Raw genomic sequence first — 23,421 nt, 5'->3', positions numbered from 1 at the left:
GGAACGCATAAACCAGATGACCTACGACGCGTGAAACGTCACAGAGACGGACTTGACCCCTTCCCTAGGCGCGACAAGCCGGCTCGAGAAGGGAAAGCGCGCGCCGGGACCGAGATGCTGGTCGTTTGTCCCCAAAAAATAGCGTGTTGTCGAGCCGTTTTCCGTCAGAACGTTGATCGAGATCGGCGGCAGCGCGACAAGCCCATCGCCACCGTTGAGCGCAGCGCCGTCGACGATGAGCAGGGCATTGCCCCCCTGCCGCTCCACCCGCGATGTGACATCGACAAGCCGGAGAACCTGTTCCGGGTTTTCGACCCTGGAAACATCCATGCCCCGAACAAGGCTATGACCGCCGGATATCCAGAAAGCCCCTGCAGTGATCACCGCTCCAAACGCCCAGAACAACGGTCCTGCACGAGGGGATTTCACGGACTGGATGCGGCGGCCCGGTTTGAGCATGTCGAGGCCTGTAAGCGCCTTTTCCGCCGCCGGCGCCGACCCTGCAGCCGGGACGGTTCCTCCAGCAGACACGACCGTCTCGAAGTCTGCATCCACTGCATTGCACGCCTCGATGGTCCGGGATTGCGCCGCGCGCACCCGATCAGGCATCATGATTTCGCCCGAAACGGGGCGTGCGCTGTCAGAGTGCCTCATGCAGGCAGACTGTCCTTTCGTGATCCACCGTTCCGGGGTACATGGACATCACGCATATCAAGCAAGAGTTAACTTGCTATTAACCATGCGGGTTGATGGTCTGGCAGCATGCGTCCAGGCAGCGTCCGCCACTCACAGAACGCAGGTTCCTCGTGATTCGATTTGAAAATGTCGGCCATAGATATGGGATGGGTCCGGAGATTCTCCGCGATGTCTCTTTCCATTTGCCCGAGCGTTCGTTTCAGTTTCTGAGCGGCCCCTCGGGTGCGGGCAAGACAACATTGCTGCGCCTGCTCTTCATGTCACTCAAGCCGACACGCGGCCTGATCACAATTTTCGGCAAGGACCGCTCTGCGATCACACGTACGGAACTGCCGCTCCTGCGGCGCAACATCGGTGTCGTGTTTCAGGATTTCCGCCTGCTCGATCATCTCACGACCTACGAGAATGTCGCGCTCCCGCTGCGCGTACGCGGCCGTGAGGAAGCCACCTATCGCAGCGACGTGATCGAATTATTGAAATGGGTCGGGCTCGGGGAGCGCATGCATGTTCTGCCCCCCATCCTTTCGGGCGGCGAGAAGCAGCGTGCAGCCATCGCCCGCGCGCTCATAGAGCAGCCGCGCATTCTTCTCGCAGATGAGCCGACAGGCAATGTCGATCCGCAGCTTGCCCGCCGCCTGTTGCGCCTGCTCATCGAACTGAACCGGCTCGGCACCGCCGTTGTCATCGCCACCCACGATCTCGGCCTGATGGACCAGGTGGATGCGCGCCGCATGGTGTTGTCCGGCGGGAGGCTGGAAATCTATGACTGAAACCAGACGCCTTCTGAAAAATCTCGGCGCACGTCTCAGTTCAGGCGCGCGCGATGCAGTCTCACGCAAACAGATGCCCATCGTCCCGCCGGACAATGTGGCTGGCCGCGCCATGGTTCTGGTCATCGCCATCATGACCTTCCTGTCCTGCCTGACTCTGGGCGCAGTAACCCTCGTGCGCGACACGGCGGCAACCTGGCAGACGCAGATCGCCCGCGAAGCGACCATCCAGATCAAGCCCGAGGAAGGGCTCGATATGACCGCCGCCCTCGCCCAGGCTCGCGACATCGCGGCCAGTTATTCCGGCGTGCTCGATGCCAGCATCGTCGATGCGCAGGCCACCGCCCGCCTTCTGGAACCATGGCTCGGCACGGGCCTCGACATCGACAGCCTGCCCGTGCCGCGGCTCGTCATCGTCACCATAGATCCTCTGTCCCGCCCTGACTTTGCCGGCATGCGCGCCGAACTGCAGGAGACCGTCGCCAATGCGACGCTGGACGATCACCGCACCTGGGTTGACCGGCTGGTCGCCATGGCGCGCACGACAGTCACCATCGGCATGTCGGCGCTGGTGCTCATGCTTTCCGCCACCGCCCTGACCGTTATTTTTGCCACCCGCGGCGCGATGGCCGGAAACGGCCATATCATCGAAGTTCTGCATTTCGTTGGAGCGGAAGCGCCGTTCATCGCCTCTCAGTTCCGACGCCACTTCCTGCTGGCGGGCATGAAGGGTGCCGCCGCCGGCGGGATCGGAGCGATCCTCGTTTTTATTGGTTTCTACTGGTGGTCTTCCCGCAACATGGCGACGCCTGAAGCCGATCAGGCCACCGCCCTGTTCGGCAACTTCGCCATAGGTCCCTCGGGGTATATCGGGGTTGGTGCCATCGTCATCGTCATTGCCGTACTGACGGCAGCGACCACGCATGTCACCGTTCTATCCTATCTGAAGAGTGTCGACAGCACCCACCCCGACAGCATGTAACGATACAAAAACGGCTATTGTCTTGTTCACCAACGGCCCGCCGACTATCCATTGCCGTAATTTACGGCTAACCATCGCACCATGAAGCAAGAGCGCCAGCATGGCCTCGACGGCCCGGGAAAGCCTCCGCAACGCGGCAGGCACTTTGGCATGCGCCGTCTGGTCCGGCTTTCATTGCTGGTGTGTGTTGTCGGCGGCTTCATCTTCATTGCCGGTTTCGGGTTATTTGCCGACCATATCGGCCACCTTTCAGCCCCGCGTGATGTCGACGATGCCGACGGCATCATCGTGCTGACAGGAGGTCAGTCACGCATCGACGCCGCCGTGAACCTGCTCAAGGCCGGTAAAGGAAAACGGCTGCTGATAAGCGGCGTGAATCCCGTCGCGCGGGCCGACGACCTCCGCATCGCGACCGGCAGCGAGGCCGCCCTTTTCGACTGCTGCGTCGATATCGATCATGCAGCACTCGACACGATCGGAAATGCCGAGGAAAGCGCCAAATGGGTGCAGGCAAACGCCTATGACAGCATCATCCTCGTGACCAACAACTATCACATGCCGCGCAGCCTTCTCGAGATGCAGCGGCTTCTGCCCAATTCAAAGCTCTATCCTTATCCCGTGGTCAACACACCGCTCGACAATGGCGCCTGGCTTGCAAAACCCGATGCGCTCCGGGTGCTCGCAACCGAATATGCGAAGTATGTCGGCGCGCTCGTTCGCGAGGTTATCCCACTTCCCCGCAACGCTGGCATAAAAGGCCCCTCGGAGCTTAAGAAAGCAAGCGCACACAGCGACTGATCCCTCCGCAGCTTTGCCTCGCCGTCCGGTTGATGTAAGAGCCTCGCAAGACACCCAACGGGCCAAGTTCATGCTCTTTATCCGCTCCGCCGTTTTCAATGCCGCCTTCTATCTGAACCTCATCGTTCAGATGCTGTTCTGGACACCGGTTTTCTTTCTGCTGCCGCGCAAGAAGGCCTGGTTCGTGCCAAAATTCTGGGCCGCCTCCAGCCTTTGGCTGCAAAGGGTGATCACGGGTGCCCGCTCGGAGATAACGGGCCTGGAAAACCTGCCCGACGGACCCTGCATCATTGCCCCGAAGCACCAGTCGTTCTGGGATACGATCGCCTTTCTGCCGAACATTCCCGACGCGCTCTACATTCTGAAACGCGAACTGGTCTGGATTCCGTTTTTCGGCTGGTATGTGGCCAAGATGCGCATGATTCCGATCGACCGCGGCAGCCGCACCAAAGCGCTGAAACAGGCCGTGAAATCGGCGCATGAACTGATGAAGAGCAACCGGCAGCTCATCATCTATCCGGAAGGCACGCGCCGCCCGCCGGGCGCCGAGCCGGCCTACAAATATGGCATCGTCGAACTCTATGCCCAGCTGGGCGTTCCGGTGGTTCCGGTTGCACACGCCGCAGGGCTTTTCTGGCCCCGGCGCAAGTTCCTGCGTCATCCAGGCATCATTCGCGCCCGCTTCCTGCCGCCCATCGAACCGGGCCTCTCCCGCGAAGAATTTCAGAAGCGACTGGTCAGCGAAACCGAGGCAGCCTGCGACGAGATGCTGGTGGAAGCCGCAACCTCATCCAACCCGCCTCCCCTTCCCGATACCGCCCGCAGGCGCCTGAGAGAACTGGGCGTCCTGCAAGGCTAAGGCAGAAACCCGGGTCACTTAGAGGGCATTGTCCGTCTGGCCGATGCGCGCGGCCACGGCTTCCAGCCAGTGGTCGCGGATGCCGAGTGCTTTCAGGTGTTCCACGGTGTTGCGCACATAGTCCACATTCGGGCCCGATTGCCCGACCGATGCGCTGACCTGCCGCGCGGCATGATCGACATCGAGGCTGCCCGCATATTGGCCGTGACTGCGGTCGACCACATAGGTCAGCGCCGTTACGGAAGCACCGTCTACCAGACGGATTCCGACGCGGCGCTCCAGATAGACATTCGTGACAAGTTCCCGTTCGCGCAGATAGTCGACCACTTCCATTTCAAGCTCGCCCGGCACACGAAAAGCGAGGCCAAGGCACGACCCGCCCCGGTCAAGCCCCAGCACCAGACCCGGTCGATCCGGCGTCCCACGGTGCACGTGCGAGTGGATACACAGAGCGCGGCGATAGCCATATAGTCTGGCTTTGCGGGTCTCCACATGCGCAAAACCCGGCCGCCACATCAGCGATCCATAGCCAAAGACCCAAAAATCGTCCATATCGCCTGCCCAATGCTTGAAAGGGTGTTGCCGTCTCGCCATCACTGGAGGCGAACGGGTTAACCGGAGGACCTCATGCCGTCAAGAAAACGCGCCAAACGCAGTTTCAGCCGCCGATTCTTTCTCTTCGCGCTTTTCATCGTTTTGGTGATCCTTGCCTATACGGGCGCATGGTTCTATGCCGCCGACACGCTGGAACAGCGCACGATCACTGCGATCGAGGACCTGAACGCCGGCCACCAGCGCGCCAATTGCGAGGAGCCGACAGCCCGCGGCTATCCTTTCCGCATAGGTCTGTTCTGCCGCAGTGTCTTTTATGAGGATGCCGAAAACGGCGTGTCCGTAAGCGCCGGCGCGTTCCGTTCCGCCGCACAGGTCTATCAGCCAATGCGCACGGTGGGCGAGCTGGACGCGCCTGCCCGCATCGCAACGCCCTATCTTCCCGCCATTGAAGCCGACTGGGAGAACATGCGCATCAGCGCACGCCTCACGGCCAGCCTGCCGGAGCGTCTATCCAGTGAAGCAAAGAACGTTGTTCTGACGCTTGACGATGACAACCGTCAGCCAATAGCCCGCGCTGGCAACATTCAGGCCCACACGCGTCAAAACGGGACTGATCTGGACCTCGCCTTGATTGCGCAGGCCCTGACCATCGATCCGGGGCTCACAAACGGCACCGCGATACCGGCCATCGACGGTGAATTGCTCGTCACTCTGGATGATGGTGTGGCACTGGCCAGCACAAGCGTGCCGGAACTCCGCGGCCGTTCGGGCACCGTTGAAAACCTTAACCTTAAGATCGCAGGCGGAAATGCGGGCCTCACCGTCAAGGGGCCGATCAGGATAGCCGAAAACGGCCTGATCGATGCAGAACTGCGCGTGACAGTCAACGAACCTCAGAGAATCGCGCAGCTTGTTGGCCAGATCGTGCCTGACAAGCGCGATGAGATCGCCGGGATCACGGCCGGGCTCGCCAATCTCGGTGCGGCACCGACCCTGCCGGTGAACATCCGCCAGGGTCGCGTCTTCGTCGGCTTCCTGCCACTCGGGAGCATTCCGCCCGTAAGATGAGGCTTACGGCTTTTCGGGGTGCGCCAGCGCGTGTCGGCCAAAGTCCGGCACGTCGATATCCTGACCTGCCTCGATGATGGACCGCCGGATCGCCCGTGTCCGGGTGAACATTTCAAAGAGCTTCTCCCCGTCGCCCCACCGGATTGCACGCTGGAGAGCGGAGAGGTCTTCGGAAAAGCGGGCCAGCATCTCCAGGATCGCATCGCTGTTGTGCAGGCACACATCGCGCCACATTGTCGGGTCGGAGGCTGCCAGACGTGTGAAATCGCGGAAACCGGAGGCCGAGTATTTGATGACTTCCGACTTCGTGACCGCCTCCAGATCGTCCGCCGTACCCACGATGTTGTAGGCGATGATATGCGGCAGATGCGAAACGATGGCCAGCACCATGTCATGATGTTCAGGATCCATCCGGTCCACCATCGCGCCACAGCCTTCCCAGAAGGCTGACAGACGCGCCAGCGCGTCCACATCCGTATCCGGCAGCGGCGTGAGAATGCACCAGCGCCCCTCGAACAGATCCGCAAAACCGGCATCCGGACCGGAATCTTCGGTACCCGCGATCGGGTGCCCCGGGATGAAATGCACGCTGTCAGGCAGATGCGGTTGCATCTGCGCAATCACCGACGCCTTGGTCGAGCCGACATCCGTGACAATCGCCCCAGGTTTCAACCCTGCAGCGATGGCCTTTGCGACCGCGCCCGAGGCACCGACGGGAACCGAGACGATAACCAGATCGGCGTCCCGCACAGCTTCGGCCGCATCCTGCTCGTAGACATCGCCCAGCCCAAGTTCGCGGGCTCTGGCCAGCGTCTTCTCACTGCGACTTGAAATGGCAATGGTGGTCGCAAGACCGCCATGCCTGACGGCCCGCGCAAGCGACGAACCGATCAGGCCGATGCCGACCAGCGCGACCTTGTCAAAAAGTGGTTCAGGCACAACTCAGCTTTCCATGAATTCCTTGAGCGCGGCAACGACGCCGCGATTGGCCTCTTCGGGGCCGACAGTCAGACGCAGCGCGTTGGGGAAGCCATAGGGCACAACCCGGCGCAGCACATAACCGCGCGTCCCAAGGAAGGCGTCCGCATCCGCTGCCGACTTGCCGCCATTCTCGGGAAAATGGATCAGCAGGAAATTGCCAACGCTGGGCGTGACCCTCAGGCCGAGCTTGCCAAGCTCCTCGACCAGCCAGGCACTCCAGGTCTCGTTGTACGCAACGGCCCGTTCCACATGCGCCTTGTCGCGGATCGCCGCCGCACCCGCCTCGATGGCCAGCGCATTGACATTGAAGGGACCGCGCACGCGGTTCACCGCATCCACCACATGCGCCGGTGCATACATCCAGCCGATGCGCAGCGCCGCCATGCCGTGGATTTTGGAGAAGGTCCGCGTCATCACGACGTTTTCGCTCGAAGAGACGAGTTCGATGCCGGATTCGTAGTCGTTGCGGCGCACATATTCGGCATAGGCAGCATCCAGAACCAGAAGCGCCGTCTTCGGCAGGCCTGCTTGCAGGCGGCGCACTTCGTCCACCGGAATGTAAGTGCCAGTCGGGTTGTTCGGGTTAGCAAGGAACACGATGCGCGTCTTTTCCGTCACCGCCGCAAGGATTGCGTCGACATCCGCGCGCTCCTTGTCTTCCTTCACCACCACCGGCGTGCCACCGGCCGCCAGCGTCTGGATGCGGTAGACAAGAAACCCGTGCTCGGTGAAAATCGCCTCGTCGCCGGGCTTGATATAGGTCTGCGCGAGCAGGCCAAGAAGCTCATCGGACCCGTTGGAGCAAAGAATATTGGCCGGGTTCAGCCCATGCGTCTCCGCAATGGCATCGCGCAGTTTGGTTGCCGATCCGTCCGGATAAAGCTCCAGATGCCCCATCGCTTTGGAAATCGCCTCGACAGCCGCGGGCGAGGGCCCGAGCGGAGATTCGTTCGAGGAGAGCTTCCACACCTTCGTCGCACCTGGCGCGCTCTCGCGGCCGGGCACATAGGCGGCGATATCCATGACACCGGGCTTCGGTTCGGGACGGACGGACGTGCTCATTGAATGGTCCTGTTTTTGGGAAACGGTTAGTCGGATCCTCGACCTGCGGAGAAAATCCGTCCGTTGCTTTAGCCCATGACAGCGATTGACGCAAAGAAAACACCATCCTAAATAAAGACCTTCACTCGTGGTGATTTGGCCGGTCGGCTTGCAGCCACGTAAAACAATTCGCTAAAAGGCCGAGCGAAGCAGAATTTGCTGAGACCGGTCGCGATTTCGCCACCGGTCTTTTTTGTTGGAGCAAAACAATGCCGATCAAGATCCCCGACCAGCTTCCCGCCCGCGATGTTCTCGTGCGTGAAGGTGTGTCCGTGATGGACGAGCAGACAGCGCTGCGGCAGGACGTCCGCCCGCTACAGATCGGGCTCCTCAACCTCATGCCCAACAAAATCCGCACCGAGACACAATTTGCCCGGCTGATCGGCGCTTCGCCCCTTCAAGTGGAACTGACCCTCGTGCGCATCGGCAACCACCGTGCCAAGAACACGCCGGAAGAACACCTGATATCCTTCTACCAGACCTGGGAGGAAGTGCGTGACCGCAAGTTCGACGGCTTCATCATCACCGGTGCGCCGATTGAGCTTCTCCCGTTCGAGGACGTCACCTACTGGAAGGAACTGGAGCAGATTCTGGACTGGACACTGACCAACGTCCACTCATCCTTTTATATCTGCTGGGGTGCGATGGCGGCTGCCTGGCATTTCCACCGCGTTCCCAAATACACGCTCGAGAAGAAGGCTTTTGGCGTCTTCAGGCACCGCAACAATGCACCCGCCTCTCCCTTCCTCGCCGGCTTCTCGGACGATTTCGCCATCCCCGTCTCGCGCTGGACCGAGGTCCGCTCTGCCGACATTCCCGCCGACAAAGGCCTCCAGGTGCTCATGGAATCGGACGTAACCGGCCCCTGCCTCCTGACGGAAGAGACAGGCAACCGGCTCTACATGTTCAACCACATCGAATACGATTCCACCTCGCTCAAGGAGGAGTATGACCGCGATGTTGCAACGGGGACCGAGGTTGCCATACCGCATGGCTACTACCCGGACAACGATCCCAGCCGCCCGCCTCTCAACCGCTGGCGTTCCCATGCGCATCTGCTCTTCGGCAACTGGATCAACCAGGTGTACCAGTCCACGCCCTATGATCTGGAAGAAATCGGCCGGCGCTAGGGCATTTTGCAGTCAGGTGGAATCACCTGACGTCCGCACAGATGCGGGTACTCTAGCCTCCGCGCGATCTCGCCTTCAGCCAAGCTGATTGGCAAATGCCCCAAAACGATTTCGGGGAGAAAGGAGATACGGCTCATAATACAACTTATTATTTCATAAAACAAAATTACATTAAAAAATATATTGAAGTGCCTTTATTTACATTTCTTTAGCGGCTCTTAATTTTGACAGTGGACTCCAAACGATGCGCAAGTCTTTTATTTCAGCGATATTTTTGTTTTCAGTTCTGCCCACGTTGGCGCCTGCAGCCGACCTCTTGGTCCCAAACAAGTTAGAGTTGGCATCGCGCGACCGTGAAGTCACCTTCATCGGAGGCGTGGGCTACACATTTCTCCGGGCTAAAGAGATCGTGTACGACTCTGCTGGAAATCGCGTCAGCGCGCTTTTCTGGGAGAGCGAGGCGCCCGTTCTGACTGGGAGTTTGCATGCGCGTTTTGCCGGCCCGTGGACGCTGGCGGCAAGCGCGACAGTGGGCATATCCGGGAAAAGCCGAATGGAGGACTATGACTGGCTCGATGCATCGCCCAGCTATGCCTTCAACGACTGGAGCGATCGCTCGATTCACCCCGACACGGAGCTAAACCATTATTTCACCGGCGATATCGCACTCGGGCGTGATTTTGAGATCAGGGATTCGCTGACCCTCAATCTGCATGGTGGTTTCAAATATACAGACGTCAAATGGACTACTTTCGGCGGTTCATTTGTCTATAGCGAAAATGGCTTCCGTGACGATATAGGAAACTTCCGCGACAGTGAGCGTGGCATCTCCTATCAGCAGAAATTTCCGGGCGTCTTCCTGGGGGCAGAAGCCACCGCAAGGCACAAAGGCTGGACCTTCTCCCTCCAGGCGCGCGGGGGCCTCAACTTCAAAGTCGAGGATGAAGACCACCACTGGTCGCGCGACGTGCGTTTCAACGGTGATTTTGGCACCCTGCCGTTCGTTTCTCTCTCCGGGCGGGTAGAATATAACCTCACCAAAAACGCCAATCTGTTTGTCGCCGGAAATTTCGAGCAACATTTCCATAAAATCGGCGATGTGCGGATTTCCGAAATCGCTTCCGGCGCGCCGGTTGGGGCATTTCAGGATGGTGGCGGTCTCGAGTTCCGCACCGTCACAATCTCCGGTGGCTTCAAGATGAAGTTCTGAGGTGTTCGGGTAAGACAAGCTTCGCCGCCCTCATGCTGCAGACAGAATATCGCTTGCCCTATGGTCGGCGTCGACACCGTCGATCAACAGGATCTGGCCGTCTGAGTTGTCGCTGCGCAGGGTCTTGATGGCCTGATAAGCCGGAGAGGCATACCAGGCATCAGCCTTCCCGCGGTCTGGAAAGGCGATCACGATCAGGTCGCCCTCCCAGTTTCCTTCCTTCACGTCCGGCAGCGCACCGTGGATGATGAAATGCCCGCCGAACGGCTCGAGCGATTCATCGATACGCTCCAGATATTCGACGATGGCCGGACCCATGACGACATTGCGAAGATGACCGATGGCGTAGCTGGCATGTGCGAAGTCCTTCTCTCAAACACTGTTTGAGAGCACATTGCAGCGCCTTCCGAATGAAACCAATTACCCCTGAGGTAAACGCTATCCTCGAAGAAGCGTTTCGGCATCACGGGCCAGTTTGGCGGTCAGTTCGCCCGCCGGCATCGGAACGGCGAGCGGTGCTGCCTGACCCGCCCAGAGCGGCGAAAAATCGCTCACCCCCGCCTTCTCGGCAGCGGCACGCAGTGGCCCCACCGCCGCTGTGGCCAGCGGAAACGCTGGAGCCTGTCGCTCACCGGACCCACCTCACTGACGAAGCGGTTCAGGAGACCGCGGGCAGGCCGGCCCGTGAAGACATTGGTCAGAACCGTGCGGTCATCGCGCGCAAGCGCAAGCGCATCGCGGTGGCCGGGGCTGGTGAGCGCTTCCGGCGATTGCAGATAGGCCGTCCCGACCTGAACGGCGGATGCCCCAAGCATGAAACACGCGGCAACCGCGCGGCCATCCGAGATTCCGCCCGCAGCAATGACCGGCACGGAGACCGCATCAACCACCTGCGGCACCAGCGCCAGTGTGCCGGGCTGTGTGGCGATGTCCGGTTCGAGAAATACGCCTCGATGCCCGCCTGCTTCCGCCCCCTGGGCGATGATCGCGTGGCAGCCATTCTCTTCGAGAAAGCGCGCCTCGGCGACGGTCGTGGCGGAAGCAATGATCTTCGCGCCGGTCGAACGAACGCGCTGCATCAGCACAGCGTCCGGCAGGCCAAAATGGAAGCTCACCACCTCCGGTCGGAATTCTTCCACGATGGCACAGCTTTCTTCGTTGAAAGGATTGCGCCCAGCCCCGGGAGGTGCGGCATCCGGATCGATTCCAAACTCGGAATAATAGGGCTGCAGGCGCTCACGCCACGCCGCTTCCCGCTCCGCATCGGGCGTGGGTGGCACATGGCAGAAGAAATTCAGATTGACCGGCCTGTCGGTGCGCTGACGTATAATGCCCATTTCCGTGCGGATTTTTTCCGGCGTGAGCAGAGCGCAGGGCAGCGAGCCGAGCCCGCCTGCCTCACAGACCGCAATCGCGAGCTCCGATCCGGCAGACCCCGCCATCGGCGCAAGCAGGATCGGAAGTTCAATGTCAAAAAGTTCGGTAATCCGGGTATCCATCGCCATTGATCAGCACTCCCTTTCCTGATTGCGCCTGAGGGCGCCGACGCGCGTTGCGCCCTGCGGTGAAAGCACCGGCACGAAGACACGACGCGATGCGCGGGCTGTCACCGGCAGCCCCTGGTAGAGACGCTTTTCAGCCTCCACCACCAGAACGCCGGCGAAAATCGGCCAGAAGCGCCGTCCGGCCTGTTCCAGCAATTGATGAAGCCGCAGGACAAAGCGCCGCTCGGAGGGTGGAAAATGCAGGGCGTCGCCCCAGGCCGTCGCGGTAAAGTTCGCTTCGCGCAGCGCCTCGGCCAGCTGCGTGCGGGAATAGGGCCGACCGGTGCCGAAGGGGGTGTTTTCGAAACGCGCCCACATGCCGCGCCGATTCGGCACTGCGATCACAAGGCGGCCACCGGGCGCAAGAACACGCCATATCTCCAGCAGCGCCTGCTGCGGATTCTCCGTGTGCTCCAGCGCATGAACCATGAGAACCCGATCCACGGAGGAGTCGGGGAGTGGCAGTTCCTCCTCGAACACCAGTGCTGTGGTTGAGGCTTGCCCCGCCGGCCACGGCACCGCCCCCTGCATGGCCGGCATGAAGGCAAATGCACGCTCCGCATCTGCGCCGAAACGGTCGAGCCAGGGCAATGTATAGCCAAGGCCCACCAGACGTTCGCTGGTGCTCTTCGACCAGATGGACGACAGCGCCATCGCAAGGGAGCGCTCGGCCAGGCGACCAAGCAGGGATGAATAGAAGGCGCGAAGCGCAACAATGTCCGAAATCATGGCTGTGACGGTACCCCCCTTCCACGACACCGGCAAGAATTGTCGCACCCGGCGTGACAAGCCGCCGCCCTCGCCCTATCGTCCAGCCGACAACGGAGAGATTCATGGCCTTGAAGATCGAGCAGTTTATGTGCCGGAGCGACAATTTCGGCATTCTGGTCCATGACACGGAGACGGGCGAGACAGCCCTCATCGACGCGCCGGAAGAACGCGCCATCCTGTCCGCCGTCGAGCGCACCGGCTGGCGCCCGACAATGATCCTCACCACCCATCACCACCCGGACCATGTGGAGGCGAACCTCGCCCTCAAGGAGCGCTTTGGCCTCACCATCACGGGTCCGGCGGCGGAAGCCGATCGCATTCCCGGCATAGATCGCACGGTGAGCGAAGGCGACACGGTTTCGGTCGGAAAACAGGGCGCGACGGTGATCGAGACACCGGGGCATACGGCCGGGCATGTGAGTTATCACTTCGCCGAAGCTGGGATCGTGTTCACTGCCGACACGCTGTTTGCACTCGGCTGCGGCCGCCTTTTCGAGTGCAAACCGCCCGTCATGCTCGCTTCACTGAAGAAGCTCGCCGCACTCCCCCTGGAAACGATCGTCTATTGCGGCCATGAATATACGGAAACCAATGCCCGCTTCGCCCTGACCGTTGACCCGACCAACTCGGCGCTCAGGGAGCGCGCAAAGGAAATCTCCCGTCTTCGTAGCGAAGGCAGGCCCACACTGCCGACCACCGTCGGCAGGGAGATGGCCACCAACCCGTTCCTGCGCTGGCACGACCCGGTAATCCGCCGCAATCTCGGCATGGAAGACGCGAGCGACGAGGCCGTCTTCACCGAAATCAGGAAGCGCAAGGATATTTCCTGATTCTATGATGCCGCGTCTGCCTCACGCCTGCGCGGCCTCAGGATCATGTTCTTCGCCGCAAGTGCCGCACCGAATGTGATCAGGAGACAGGCAGCGATGATGTTTGCTGTCGGCTCGGCAGCACCGGCGGCAATCAGGATCAGCGTCGAAAGGAGCGGCGCGGCGTAGCTTGCTGCACCCAGAACCTGAATGTTGCCGCGCTTGACCCCGTAATCCCAGGCATAGAACGCCGCACCAACCGGCATGAGACCGAGGCCGAGCACGTTGAGCCATTCAGTCGTGGAGACCGGCCACACCGTCTCTTCCAGTCCCACATGGCAAAGCGCTGAAAGGATCGCCGTTGCCGCGCAGAACCAGGTGACAATGCTGGTTGGCACGGCCTGAAACCGCCGCGACAGAAGCGAATAGCCGGACCAGAACAGGGCACAGGCTCCCGCCGCCGCGTAGCCCAGTGCATAGCGGCTTTCAAAACTGAACCCGCCACCCTTGGTGATGATCAGCGCCGTTCCGGCGAGCCCCAGAAGCGCGCCCGCAATGTGGTGCCAGCCGAGCCTTTCTCCCGGCATTAGCGCGGAGCCCAGCACGATCAGCAGAGGCCAGAGATAGGCGATCAGGCTCGCTTCCACCGCCGGCGCATTGCGCAGTGCCGTGAAGTAGAAGAAGTGATAACCGAAAAGCCCGGCGATACCGATGAGCCAGACCACAGGCGGAACAGGCTCCGCTGGCCCGGCTGGTGGCGCTGCAATCCGCATGACGAGGCCAATCAGCGTCGCCACCGAAAAGGAAAGGGCAGACAGAAGAAATGGCGGGACCGCTCCTGAACCAGCGGTAAAAAGCGCCAGAAGCGCCCACATGATGACAGCCGTAAAGCCGATCAGCGTGGCACGTGCCAAAGTCCCCTCCCCGGGCGAAGCGCCTCAATCGACCGGCCGGCCCTCAATATGGACCGTGCCAATCTTGGTTCCGATCCGCGCCTGAACGGGCGTGTGATGACCACGCGTGCCAAGCGGTTTGAAAGCAACCAATATACGAGCCCTGTCCCGCAGGAAAGCGATTGTGGAACGCCCCTTTCGATAACCCGACACCGGAATGAAACGCGCCTTGCAGGTGACAAGGTCCCTGCCAATGTGTTCGCCCTTCGCAGCCGGCGAAAACACGATGTCAGCCCGCATCTCACCGTCGAAAACCCTGAACCGGCGATTGCAGACATCCGCCGCATTCTGCGCCGGCGAGAGGAGCGCGGACAGGGGATCGAGAGCACCGGCCAGGTCCTCTTTCGACACGGCGATCCAGTCCTTGCCGCGTTTCTTCGGCTTCGGGGTTATGACCGTTTTGACAACCTGCCCCTTGCTGTAGCGGATTGACGTCGTCTCCCGTTTCTCGCCGCTGACATAGGCCAGCTCGTAGGAAGACGGCACAACAGACCTCCCGGAAAGCCGGCCTTTGGAACTCACGGTCCCATCTGTCCTGTCAAAAAGACGGGCCACACCCGCGCTCGCAAAGCGGCCCGACACCTCGAAGCGGCTCTCTTCGAGCCGGCTTGTGAAATCTGCCTTTCCAATGGGAATGCCAAACAGCGACGCACTGTAGCGAAAGCGATGGGTCTCGCTCTCCGCGCGGGCACTTCCCGCCAAAGCCAGCAGGGCGATTGCGAGAGAAAAACGAGTAGCTGCACACCGCATCACGAGCCGTGCCCTCCAGCATGCCGGCAAGCCGGCGCGTCCCTCCCCTTGTCTAAAGAAGAATAATAAGGCAAATCTTTGGAAAAGGGCCATGGAGATTGTCCGAACCGCGTCGCAGGGTGCTTGACCCACACGCCAAATATCTCTATGGAACGGCAACTTTTTCCATAAGGCCGCCAACAACCGACCGCGCGCCGCCAGTTTCAGGTGCGGCAGTTGGGTATGGACGGGCCAAGACGATGAAGGTTTGAAAAATGTCCCGCGCCTGCGAACTGACCGGCAAAGCCGTAATGACCGGCAACAATGTGAGCCACGCGAACAACAAGACGCGTCGTCGCTTTCTGCCCAATCTGTGCCATGTAACGCTTCAGTCCGAGGCTCTCGGCCAGAACGTGCGCCTGCGCGTTTCCGCCAATGCCCTGCGCACGGTTGAGCACCGCGGCGGTCTCGACGCGTTTCTCGTCAAGGCGAAAGCAACGAGCTTTCCCAGCGCGCTCGTCTGCTCAAGAAGCAGGTCGAGAAGAAGATCGCTGAGCAAGCCGCGGCCTGAGGCATCTGCCGCAGCATGGCTGCGGCCCGGCAATAAAATTCATCGGCCCGCCATGGCCGCGCAGTTCGGGAATGGGCTTCTGCCTGACTGACAATGCGCTGATGGCGGGCTTTCTGGTTCCATCACCCAGGATAAAAAAATGAATCGTCTTTATGCGATCTGGCCGTTTATGGCCGCCATGGCGTTCATCGTCACCGCCTCCAATTTTCTCGTCCAGTATCCGTTTCAGCATTTCGGTCTCGGCGATCTGTTGACCTGGGGTGCGTTTACCTATCCCGTAGCGTTTCTCGTCAACGATCTGACGAACCGCCGCTTTGGCCCCGGTGCCGCCCGGCGCGTCGTGCTCTCCGGCTTCCTGCTTGCAGTGGTGCTCTCGGTATGGCTCGCAAGCCCGCGCATTGCCATCGCCTCCGGCGCCGCGTTTCTCTTTGCGCAACTGCTGGACGTGGCCGTGTTCGACCGGCTTCGCGGCCGCGCCTGGTGGCGCGCACCGCTGATCTCGACGCTGATCGGCTCCGTGCTCGACACGTTGCTCTTCTTCTCGCTGGCCTTTGCTGCCCGCTTCGCCTTTCTCGACACGGCCTTCGGCCTGCAGGATGGCTCGCTTGCCTTCCCCGTATCGCTGTTCGGCACAGGCATGGAGGCACCGCTCTGGCTTTCGCTGGCGCTCGGCGATTTTGTGGTGAAGATACTGATCGGCCTTGCCATGCTGGCACCCTATGGCGCGCTTCTGGCCCTGCTGCGCCCCGGCCCGGCCCTTAACCAGCGGCAGTAGTTATCCTTCGGCCAGCTTCGCTAGAAGGCGCAGGAAGGTTGCGGTCTCGCGCGGCGTGAGGGGCGCGAGCGTTTCCTCGCTCACCTCCAGCGCATCCGGAAGCAGCGTTTCAATCAGATTCCTGCCTTCGTCGCTTAGGCTCACGACAAGCCTCCGCCGGTCACGCCCATGGGGCTCTAGCACCACCAGGTCACGCGCCTTCAACCGGTCGATCACCCCTTTGATCGTCGCCGCATCCATGGCCACAAGCTGGCCAAGCTGGTTCTGCGAGGTAGCGCCCACCTCATGCAGCTTGGCAAGAGCCGCAAACTGCGGCGGCGTAAGATGCTGATGCGGGAAGCGAAAATCGCCAGATGGCGCTGGTTGGCCTTGCGCAGTACAAAGCCAACCTGCTCGCTCAGATCATAGGCATCGGCGGACTTGCCGCCAGCCAGAACCCTGAGCCTGCCGTGTTCCGCACTCATCTGAGACCGTCCTCGCCTTTCACGTCTTCGGCTTTCAAGCCGCCCATGCGCGCATGGATACGCGGTCCGCAGGCCATGGCAAGCACAAACAGGATCTCGTCCGGGCGCGGGCCATCCGGCATCCCCACTTCCATCGCATCGAAATGGCTGCGCACATAGCTGCGTTGATGTGCCCGAGCGGAATGTCGATGCGCGCGCCAAACGCGCCGACCTTTTTCGAAGAAGGCACGATCGCTTTCGAATCGCCCAGCCGCTTGCGCATCGCATAGCCACCCGGCACATGCCAGAGTGCGCCATGTTCAAGCTCCCCATCCGTGCCGACAATGGCACCCTTGCCGAACCCGTCGATCACCGAGATATCCCCCCCGAGCGCAGCAACGAGCCGGTCGGCCATGTCGATACCGAGCGGTTTCAAATCCTCCATCGCGCTTTCAAGCTCTTTCGCGTATCCACCGGCGAAGGGGTTTTTGACCAGCGCAAGTGCGGCGGCACGGCGGCGCGGCATCGACGGAACCGGCCCGCCTTCGTGAAATATCTCTTCGGTAACAAGCGCGATCTTGCGCAGGGCGAACTCAGGCATGGGTAAGACCTTTTTGTGCATGTGAATGAGATGGAACAGCCGGCACAGCGGTATACGCCAGCTTCCCCAGAGAAATGGTGCCGCATTCGCGTGTTTCACCACGCAGGAACAGGGCAGCCGCCTCGATGAGACCGCGCTCCCGCATCGCCCACGCGGTGGAAAGCCCGTTTTCAAGCGCGCGCGCGACATCAGGATCGGAAAGGCACCCCACCGCCTGCGTCACTAGACGACCGCGCAGATCGCTGTCCGGATCAATCTCGTTTGCAGGGACACGCTTCACGGCCGGATGCCCCGGCAGATCTATGTCATTGGCGATCAGCGTCGCCGCCACGTCTGCCGCCGCCGCCGAGCAGGCAAGAACCGTCACCGCATCAGCGATGCCGAGCGAATGACTGCGACCGCGCCAGCCACTGGTCGCAATGCCGCGAACCGGATCGGCCGTGCTCAACGAAATCCTGTCCGCGAGGCCATGGCCCGTGCCGGCGATGGCAATGTCCAAGCTCTCGCCATCCGCCAAATGGATGGCAATGTCGCCGCCATTGTTCACATAGGCACGCGTTATCGCGCGGTCTTTCACAAGTGCCGCAAGAACTTCATCGGCCACACTGCCGGCCACTGCCGCCATGGGCGTAACGAAAGCAGGCAGATGCGCATGCACCGCCTCTTCCATGCGCTGCGCGGTGGAGCCGGAGAAGCGCCGGGCCCTCGCACCGGCAGGGCTACGCAGTGCGGGCAGTTCCGCCACCAGCTCTTCAAGGATCGTCTCAAACCGCGCCACGGCCTGCCGATAGGCCAAAAACCGCTCCCGCTCCTCGCCAAAAGCCTCGACGATCAGGTCGATGGGCCCATGGTTCAGATGCAGGCGCCCGCCATCGGCAAGCCAGCTGGCGGTCGCACCACTCATCGCTTCGGTTTCCGGCGCAATTGCTGAAGCGGTGGCCAGGGATTGGAAACCACAGCCCCCCGCGCCTCACGCGGGTTGAAATATTCGCCACCCTTTTCCAGCACGTCCTTGACGCTGCGGATTTCATCCGCATAGCCGCCGAGCAGCACATAATCCTCCCGCCTGAGCGTGAATTCTATGGGCGCGACCAGCGCCGGCGTCGGCACATAGCCAAAGGCGTTTTCCGGCGTGCGCATCACATCCACCATGATGGTGATGCCGCCACCCGGCCACACATAGACTGGCGCTCCACCAACCGTGACATAGGTCTTGAGCCCCTGAACGGAGCGCGTCAGATTGACCGGGTTCTCCGTCACGCCGGCGCGCAGGCTGCCACCTGCTCCACCCATGAAAAGCACGGTGCACAGCGCCGGCTCGCAGTTCTGCTCGATCAGATCGACCGATTTGCGCAACCGGTCCGGAAAGGGCTTCTTGACCGGCTGAAGCGCCTCATCAAGCTCGTAATAGGCAAACTGCTCGCCCGTGGTTGAAACCATGAGCAGGGAGAGCCCCGGCCGCGCGCCCTTCTTCTCATTGAAGGGACCGAGAATATCGAGCGGATCGTCAATGGTCGTCCCGCCCCATCCGAGCCCCGGGTCGGACACTTTGAAATAACGCCCCGGCGTGGAACGGCGGCCAATGATCTTGATGCCGGTATCCTCCCAGCCAATCACCTTGCCCGCCTGATGCTCGGAGACGACACCTGTAATGTGGTCATCGACCACAACGACCTCGTCCACGAGCCCCTTCCACTGCGTCGCGAACATGCCGATGGTGGCCGAGCCGCAGCCCACCCGCATGCGCTCTTCACGCGTTCCGTCGATCACCGGCGGCTGACCGGCCTGCACGACAACGCTCGCGCCCCCGTCAATGGTCAGTTCCACCGGCTTCTTGTTGCACAGATCGAGCATCGCCTGGCACGTGACGCGACCCTCCGCCTTCGATCCGCCGGTCAGGTGATGCACCCCGCCGAGCGAGAGCATCTGGCTGCCATATTCGGCGGTGGTCACATGGCCGACCGCTTCACCATTCGCCCGCACGGTGGCCGCTTCGGGCCCCAGATGCCGGTCCGTGTCGATCTTCACCTTCACGCCGCAATAGGAGAAGATGCCCTCCGTCACCACCGTGACGAGGTCGACACCCTCCACCTTCTGCGAAACGATGAAGGGGGCAGGCTTGTAGTCCGGATAGGTGGTTCCCGCGCCCACCGCGCTCACGAAGCGGCGCTTCGTGTTGACCAATTCACCATCCCACGGCACTTCCCCTTCAAAGGGAACAACCGCATCCCCCTCCTCGGCGGCATGTTCAAGGATCGTCACCGGATCACATCGGGTAATGCGCCCGCCGAAATTGCCATAGCGATCGCAGGCACCCGTGCGCCCCTCGGCGATATAGCACATCACCGGGCAGGCATCGCAGCGCAGCTTTTCGCCCGAAGGCTTCTTCGGCGGCGTGACCTCAAAACGCTCGGTGAGCTCGTTCATCACCCGTTCTCCCGTGCCCGGATCGCCGCCAGAATACGGCTCGGCGTAGCCGGCACTTTCGTAACTTCCACGCCAACCGCATGGCGGATCGCATTGAGGATCGCCGGCGCGGTGGGGATCAGCACATGTTCGCCCAGCCCCTTGGCGCCAAAGGGCCCTTCCGGATCAGGCACCTCCACCAGAATGGTTTCGACCGGCGGCACATCGCCAATGGTGGGGATCAGATAATCATGCAGGTTTTCCGTGCGCCCCGGCACATATTCCTCCATCAGCGCAAGGCCTATGCCCTGGGCGATACCACCCTCGATCTGCCCTTCCACGAGAAGCGGATTGATGGCACGGCCGACATCATGCGCCGCGGTGATCTTCAGAAGCCGCACCGTGCCAAGCGTGGTGTCGACTTCGAGCTCCACAAGCTGCGCGCCATAGCCATAAACGGCATAGGGAACACCCTGCCCCTTCTCGTCCAGCGCCGTCGTGGGCGGATCGTAGGTCTCTTCCGCCGAAAACACATAACCATGCGCATCGGCCTCAATATCGGAAAGCGCCAAGCGCCGGCGCTCCGTCCCCTCGCTGATCACCAGCGCGCCATCCTCCAGCGCAGTCTTCGCCCCATCCGACACATTGGCAAAGCGCAGGATCTTTTCCCGCAGAGCACGTCCCGCCTTTTCGGCAGCCTTGCCCGTCACATAGGTCTGGCGCGAAGCCGATGTCTTGCCGGCATCCGGCGTGACACCCGTATCGCCGCCCACAAGCTGGAACGCCGAGAGCGGCAGGCCGCTTGCATCGGCGCAGATCTGCGTCACCACCGTGTTGGAGCCCTGCCCGATATCCACCGCGCCCTGATGCAGCATCACCGCACCGGAAGCCGTGATTCCCACACGAATGGTCGAAGGGTTCGGCAGCGCGGTGTTGCCGCAGCCATACCAGCACGACGCGACACCGATGCCCCGCCGCACCCTGCCCTCTCGTGCATTGGCCTCATCCGCCTCGGCCTGAGCCCGCGCCCAGTGCGGCTTTAGCGCCTCGAGACACTCACGGATGCCCACGCCGGAAAGCACCTGCCCGCAAGTGGTGCGATCCCCATCGGCAAGCGCATTCTCGATGCGGAATTCCAGCCGGTCGCGTCCCAGCTTTTCCGCCAGCCGGTCATAGAGCGTTTCCTGCATGATCGTCGCCTGCGGCACACCGAACCCGCGAAACGCACCTGAAATCGGACCATTGGTGTGGATCGCCCGCCCCGTCGCGCGATAATGCGGCGTGCGATAGGGCCCCGAGGCATGAACCGGAACGCGGTTTGCAACCGTCGGCCCCCAGCTTGCATAGGCCCCGGTGTTGAAATCGCCTTCGAAAACCATGCCGCTCACGCGCCCCTGATCATCCGCCGAAATCGAAGCGCGCATTGTTGCCGGGTGCCGCTTGGTGGTGGAGCGCATGGAATCGCCCCGCGTATAGACAATCGCCGCCGGTCTCCCGGTCTTGAGCGCCACCAGCCCCACCAGCGGCTGCAAGGAGACGTCCAGCTTGGAACCAAAGCCGCCGCCCGTCGCGAGTGGCACGATGCGCACCTTCTCCGGCGGCACGCCGAGCACCTTCGCCGTGTCGTCGCGATCCATATAGGGCGCCTGCGTGCAGGCCTTGATGACCAGCATATCGCCATCCATCATCGCATAGCCCGCTTCCGGCTCGATATAGGCGTGCTCCACATAAGAGGTCTCGACCTCACCGGAGACCGAGACAAAGGCTTCGGAAAGCGCGCCTTCCGGGTCACCGCATTCCACGAACCCTCGCGTCAGCTCATTGCCCGCCCGCCCCTCATGCAGATCCGCAAAGCCTTCCCGCCGCGCCTCATCGGGCGTCAGCGCATGGGGCAGTTCCTGCCAGCGGATCGGAAAGGCGTTCATGTCGAGTGCCTCGATTGCATCGCGCTCGCCCGCAATCAGCGCGACCGCCTCGCCGCGAAACCGCGCCCGGCCCTCGGCCAGCGCCGGCTGATCGGCGAAAGGCGGGATGACGCCAAACCGGTTTTCGCCTGGAATATCGGCTGCCGTAAAAACCGCGACAATGCCCGGATGCGCGGCGATGAACGCCTCCGTGTCACCGATCTCGAAATCGGCGTGCCAATGCGGCGACCGCACAACCGCGACCGACAGCGCATCGCCAGGTCGCTCATCCGCGCCGAAAATCTCCGTTCCATTCACCTTGCTCTCGCCATCGAGCCTGATCGGCGACGCGCCAACCGCATGACCCTGCTCCACCATACTGGCATCGACGCCCACCGAGCGGTTGGCGTTCATCACCGCCTCGATGATCTTGCGATAGCCGGTGCAGCGGCACAGAACACCGCCCAGCGCATCCTGCACCTCGGTCTCAGACGGTGTCGGGTTCTGCTCCAGAAGTGCCGCCGCGCTCACCAGAACACCCGGTGTGCAGATGCCGCACTGAGCCGCCCCGTGGCGCAGGAAGGATTCCTGAAGTGCCGAGAGGCTGCCATTTGAAAGCCCCTCCACCGTGCGCACTCTCTTACCCGAGAGACCGGCGGCCGGCACGAGGCAGGCGCAGACCACAGCACCATCCACCATCACCGAACAGGCCCCGCAATCGCCCGCGTCACAACCGACCTTGGTGCCGGTCAGTCCGAGCTGATCACGCAGAACCGATGAAAGACGCTGGAGCGGAGAGACCTCCGTCACGACGGTCTTTCCATTCACTTCCAGAGATAAGGACAGGCTTTTCCCGCTCATGCCGCCACCTCTCTGCGCTCCGCGCCCTGCCAAGCCTGCTCCAGCGCGCGGATCACGATCTCCCGCGCCGCCTCGCGCCGATAGGCGGCAGTGCCGCGCACATCGTCGATGGGCGAAAGCTCCGGGAACGCGTAGTCCATCACCGTTCGGCGCATCTCAGATCGTTCGACACCTTCAAGCCGCGATTCCAGCCCCGACAGGCGCTGCGCCACGGCGGAGCATGAACCGACACTGATGGCGGCTTTCGCTACACGCCCCCCGTCAGGCACAACCCGAGCAGCGGCCATGGCAATGGAAATCACCAGATAGCGCCGCGCTCCCAGTTTGACGAAGCTCGAATCTCCCTGCGTTGCGGGTTTTGGCACTCGGATAGCGGTGAGAAGTTCATCATCCGCCCGCGCGGTCTTGCGATTGCCGAGAATAAAGGCCGATAGCGGCAGATGGCGCGCACCTTTTGCCGACCGCAATTCCACCTCCGCATCCAGCGCCAGAAGCGGCGGAACCCCATCTGCCGCCGGTGAGGCGTTGCACAGGTTTCCGGCAACCGTCCCCGTGTTCTGGATCTGCACCGAGCCAACCTCCCGGGCTGCCTGTTTGAGCATATCGAAGGCAGGCGGCAGCCCCGCAGCAATCACTGCACTCCAGCTCGTCCGCGCGCCGATCATGAAATGCGTTTCGGTCTCTTCAACACCGCTCAATGCCGATAATCCGTTGATGTCGAGCACGTCACTTTTCAGCGGGCCCGCACCGAGTGCCGGGTAAAAATCCGTACCCCCGGCAAGTATGGTCCAGCGCTTCGTGCATAAGAGCCCGAGCGCTTCCTCCAGTTCGGTCGGTCTGGCATAGTCCATGCTGCGCCTGCCTGCCACTTGCGATGTTGTTCCCAAGCCCTTCTTGATGCTCT

General features: G+C 61.6%; 21 protein-coding genes, 4 pseudogenes and 1 riboswitch. Of the genes and pseudogenes, 10 read left to right on the top strand and 15 right to left on the bottom strand.

What is annotated here, in order from left to right; translation table 11 throughout:
• Positions 1 to 21: 21 nt before the first annotated feature.
• On the bottom strand, positions 22 to 654 hold the full coding sequence (locus JCM21793_RS01195; protein WP_025029204.1) for a hypothetical protein: 633 nt from the start codon (positions 652 to 654) through the stop codon (positions 22 to 24).
• Between the two features lie 152 nt (positions 655 to 806).
• Here JCM21793_RS01195 and ftsE point away from each other — a divergent pair, with 152 nt between their 5' ends.
• From ftsE to JCM21793_RS01175, 4 genes are all read left to right on the top strand, one after another.
• Entirely contained in the window at positions 807 to 1,466 is a 660-nt protein-coding gene (ftsE, locus tag JCM21793_RS01190; RefSeq protein WP_007010097.1) for a cell division ATP-binding protein FtsE, read from the top strand.
• Positions 1,459 to 2,448: a cell division protein FtsX gene (locus JCM21793_RS01185; protein WP_007010098.1), complete on the top strand. Its 990-nt coding sequence runs from the start codon at positions 1,459 to 1,461 to the stop codon at positions 2,446 to 2,448. The genes ftsE and JCM21793_RS01185 overlap by 8 nt, the downstream gene beginning before the upstream one ends.
• A 150-nt stretch (positions 2,449 to 2,598) precedes the next feature.
• Positions 2,599 to 3,246 carry a YdcF family protein gene (locus JCM21793_RS01180; RefSeq protein ID WP_025029202.1) on the top strand — a complete coding sequence of 216 codons (648 nt, stop codon included), beginning with the start codon at positions 2,599 to 2,601 and terminating at the stop codon, positions 3,244 to 3,246.
• 70 nt (positions 3,247 to 3,316) lie between these two features.
• The gene (locus JCM21793_RS01175; protein ID WP_007010100.1) at positions 3,317 to 4,105 is read left to right on the top strand and encodes a lysophospholipid acyltransferase family protein; all 789 of its coding nucleotides are present in this window, start codon (positions 3,317 to 3,319) and stop codon (positions 4,103 to 4,105) included.
• Positions 4,106 to 4,123: 18 nt separating this feature from the next.
• On the opposite strand, the gene JCM21793_RS01170 is transcribed toward JCM21793_RS01175, so the two are convergent.
• Positions 4,124 to 4,657: a gamma-glutamylcyclotransferase gene (locus JCM21793_RS01170; protein WP_007010101.1), complete on the bottom strand. Its 534-nt coding sequence runs from the start codon at positions 4,655 to 4,657 to the stop codon at positions 4,124 to 4,126.
• A 75-nt stretch (positions 4,658 to 4,732) separates the two neighbouring features.
• Between JCM21793_RS01170 and JCM21793_RS01165 the strand changes: the two genes are divergently transcribed.
• On the top strand, positions 4,733 to 5,728 hold the full coding sequence (locus JCM21793_RS01165; protein WP_025029201.1) for a DUF2125 domain-containing protein: 996 nt from the start codon (positions 4,733 to 4,735) through the stop codon (positions 5,726 to 5,728).
• 3 nt (positions 5,729 to 5,731) lie between these two features.
• Here JCM21793_RS01165 and JCM21793_RS01160 read toward each other — a convergent pair whose 3' ends face one another.
• Positions 5,732 to 6,667: a prephenate/arogenate dehydrogenase family protein gene (locus JCM21793_RS01160; RefSeq protein ID WP_025029200.1), complete on the bottom strand. Its 936-nt coding sequence runs from the start codon at positions 6,665 to 6,667 to the stop codon at positions 5,732 to 5,734.
• Between the two features lie 3 nt (positions 6,668 to 6,670).
• Entirely contained in the window at positions 6,671 to 7,771 is a 1,101-nt protein-coding gene (gene hisC / locus JCM21793_RS01155; RefSeq protein ID WP_025029199.1) for a histidinol-phosphate transaminase, read from the bottom strand.
• 117 nt (positions 7,772 to 7,888) lie between these two features.
• A riboswitch (SAM riboswitch) is annotated at positions 7,889 to 7,966 on the top strand.
• A 53-nt stretch (positions 7,967 to 8,019) separates the two neighbouring features.
• Here hisC and metA point away from each other — a divergent pair.
• On the top strand, positions 8,020 to 8,940 hold the full coding sequence (gene metA, locus JCM21793_RS01150; RefSeq protein ID WP_025029198.1) for a homoserine O-acetyltransferase MetA: 921 nt from the start codon (positions 8,020 to 8,022) through the stop codon (positions 8,938 to 8,940).
• 244 nt (positions 8,941 to 9,184) lie between these two features.
• Positions 9,185 to 10,150, top strand: a complete 966-nt coding sequence (locus JCM21793_RS01145; protein ID WP_051556085.1) for an omptin family outer membrane protease — start codon at positions 9,185 to 9,187, stop codon at positions 10,148 to 10,150.
• A gap of 30 nt (positions 10,151 to 10,180) precedes the next feature.
• Here JCM21793_RS01145 and JCM21793_RS01140 read toward each other — a convergent pair whose 3' ends face one another.
• The 3 genes and pseudogenes from JCM21793_RS01140 to JCM21793_RS01130 form a co-directional block, all read right to left on the bottom strand.
• Positions 10,181 to 10,492 carry a DUF1330 domain-containing protein gene (locus JCM21793_RS01140; RefSeq protein WP_036539276.1) on the bottom strand — a complete coding sequence of 104 codons (312 nt, stop codon included), beginning with the start codon at positions 10,490 to 10,492 and terminating at the stop codon, positions 10,181 to 10,183.
• Between the two features lie 96 nt (positions 10,493 to 10,588).
• Positions 10,589 to 11,655: pseudogene (locus tag JCM21793_RS23440) on the bottom strand (NAD(P)H-dependent flavin oxidoreductase).
• A gap of 3 nt (positions 11,656 to 11,658) precedes the next feature.
• Positions 11,659 to 12,423, bottom strand: coding sequence for a class I SAM-dependent methyltransferase (locus JCM21793_RS01130; RefSeq protein ID WP_007010108.1), 765 nt, complete (start codon positions 12,421 to 12,423; stop codon positions 11,659 to 11,661).
• Between the two features lie 104 nt (positions 12,424 to 12,527).
• Here JCM21793_RS01130 and gloB point away from each other — a divergent pair, with 104 nt between their 5' ends.
• Positions 12,528 to 13,295, top strand: coding sequence for a hydroxyacylglutathione hydrolase (gene gloB, locus JCM21793_RS01125; protein ID WP_025029195.1), 768 nt, complete (start codon positions 12,528 to 12,530; stop codon positions 13,293 to 13,295).
• Between the two features lie 2 nt (positions 13,296 to 13,297).
• On the opposite strand, the gene yddG is transcribed toward gloB, so the two are convergent.
• Together yddG and JCM21793_RS01115 are read right to left on the bottom strand one after the other, a co-directional pair.
• Positions 13,298 to 14,188 carry an aromatic amino acid exporter YddG gene (yddG, locus tag JCM21793_RS01120; RefSeq protein ID WP_025029194.1) on the bottom strand — a complete coding sequence of 297 codons (891 nt, stop codon included), beginning with the start codon at positions 14,186 to 14,188 and terminating at the stop codon, positions 13,298 to 13,300.
• 24 nt (positions 14,189 to 14,212) lie between these two features.
• Positions 14,213 to 14,977 (bottom strand): DUF3108 domain-containing protein, encoded by a 765-nt coding sequence (locus tag JCM21793_RS01115; RefSeq protein ID WP_025029193.1) that lies wholly within the window; start codon positions 14,975 to 14,977, stop codon positions 14,213 to 14,215.
• A 254-nt stretch (positions 14,978 to 15,231) separates the two neighbouring features.
• Between JCM21793_RS01115 and rpmB the strand changes: the two are divergent.
• Together rpmB and JCM21793_RS01105 are read left to right on the top strand one after the other, a co-directional pair.
• A pseudogene (rpmB, locus tag JCM21793_RS23435) lies at positions 15,232 to 15,527 on the top strand (50S ribosomal protein L28).
• Between the two features lie 139 nt (positions 15,528 to 15,666).
• Complete coding sequence (locus JCM21793_RS01105) at positions 15,667 to 16,302, top strand: queuosine precursor transporter (protein ID WP_025029192.1); 636 nt, start codon at positions 15,667 to 15,669, stop codon at positions 16,300 to 16,302.
• Here JCM21793_RS01105 and JCM21793_RS23430 read toward each other — a convergent pair.
• The 6 genes and pseudogenes from JCM21793_RS23430 to JCM21793_RS01075 form a co-directional block, all read right to left on the bottom strand.
• Positions 16,303 to 16,766 (bottom strand): annotated as a pseudogene (locus tag JCM21793_RS23430) (MarR family winged helix-turn-helix transcriptional regulator).
• Positions 16,763 to 17,346: pseudogene (locus JCM21793_RS23425) on the bottom strand (amino acid synthesis family protein). Before JCM21793_RS23425 ends, JCM21793_RS23430 begins: the two co-directional pseudogenes overlap by 4 nt.
• A complete protein-coding gene (locus JCM21793_RS01090; protein WP_007010116.1) occupies positions 17,339 to 18,250 on the bottom strand; it encodes a UPF0280 family protein in 912 nt (303 codons plus the stop codon). The pseudogene JCM21793_RS23425 and the gene JCM21793_RS01090 overlap by 8 nt, the downstream one beginning before the upstream one ends.
• Positions 18,247 to 19,773, bottom strand: coding sequence for a hypothetical protein (locus JCM21793_RS01085; RefSeq protein WP_025029191.1), 1,527 nt, complete (start codon positions 19,771 to 19,773; stop codon positions 18,247 to 18,249). The genes JCM21793_RS01090 and JCM21793_RS01085 overlap by 4 nt, the downstream gene beginning before the upstream one ends.
• Complete coding sequence (locus JCM21793_RS01080) at positions 19,773 to 22,517, bottom strand: molybdopterin-dependent oxidoreductase (protein WP_025029190.1); 2,745 nt, start codon at positions 22,515 to 22,517, stop codon at positions 19,773 to 19,775. The genes JCM21793_RS01085 and JCM21793_RS01080 overlap by 1 nt, the downstream gene beginning before the upstream one ends.
• Positions 22,514 to 23,368 (bottom strand): FAD binding domain-containing protein, encoded by an 855-nt coding sequence (locus tag JCM21793_RS01075; protein ID WP_025029189.1) that lies wholly within the window; start codon positions 23,366 to 23,368, stop codon positions 22,514 to 22,516. Before JCM21793_RS01075 ends, JCM21793_RS01080 begins: the two co-directional genes overlap by 4 nt.
• Positions 23,369 to 23,421: the final 53 nt, after the last annotated feature.

The organism is Nitratireductor aquibiodomus NL21 = JCM 21793, assembly GCF_000615975.1.
Lineage (GTDB): Bacteria > Pseudomonadota > Alphaproteobacteria > Rhizobiales > Rhizobiaceae > Nitratireductor > Nitratireductor aquibiodomus.
This window is presented reverse-complemented; position numbering and strand designations above follow the sequence as displayed.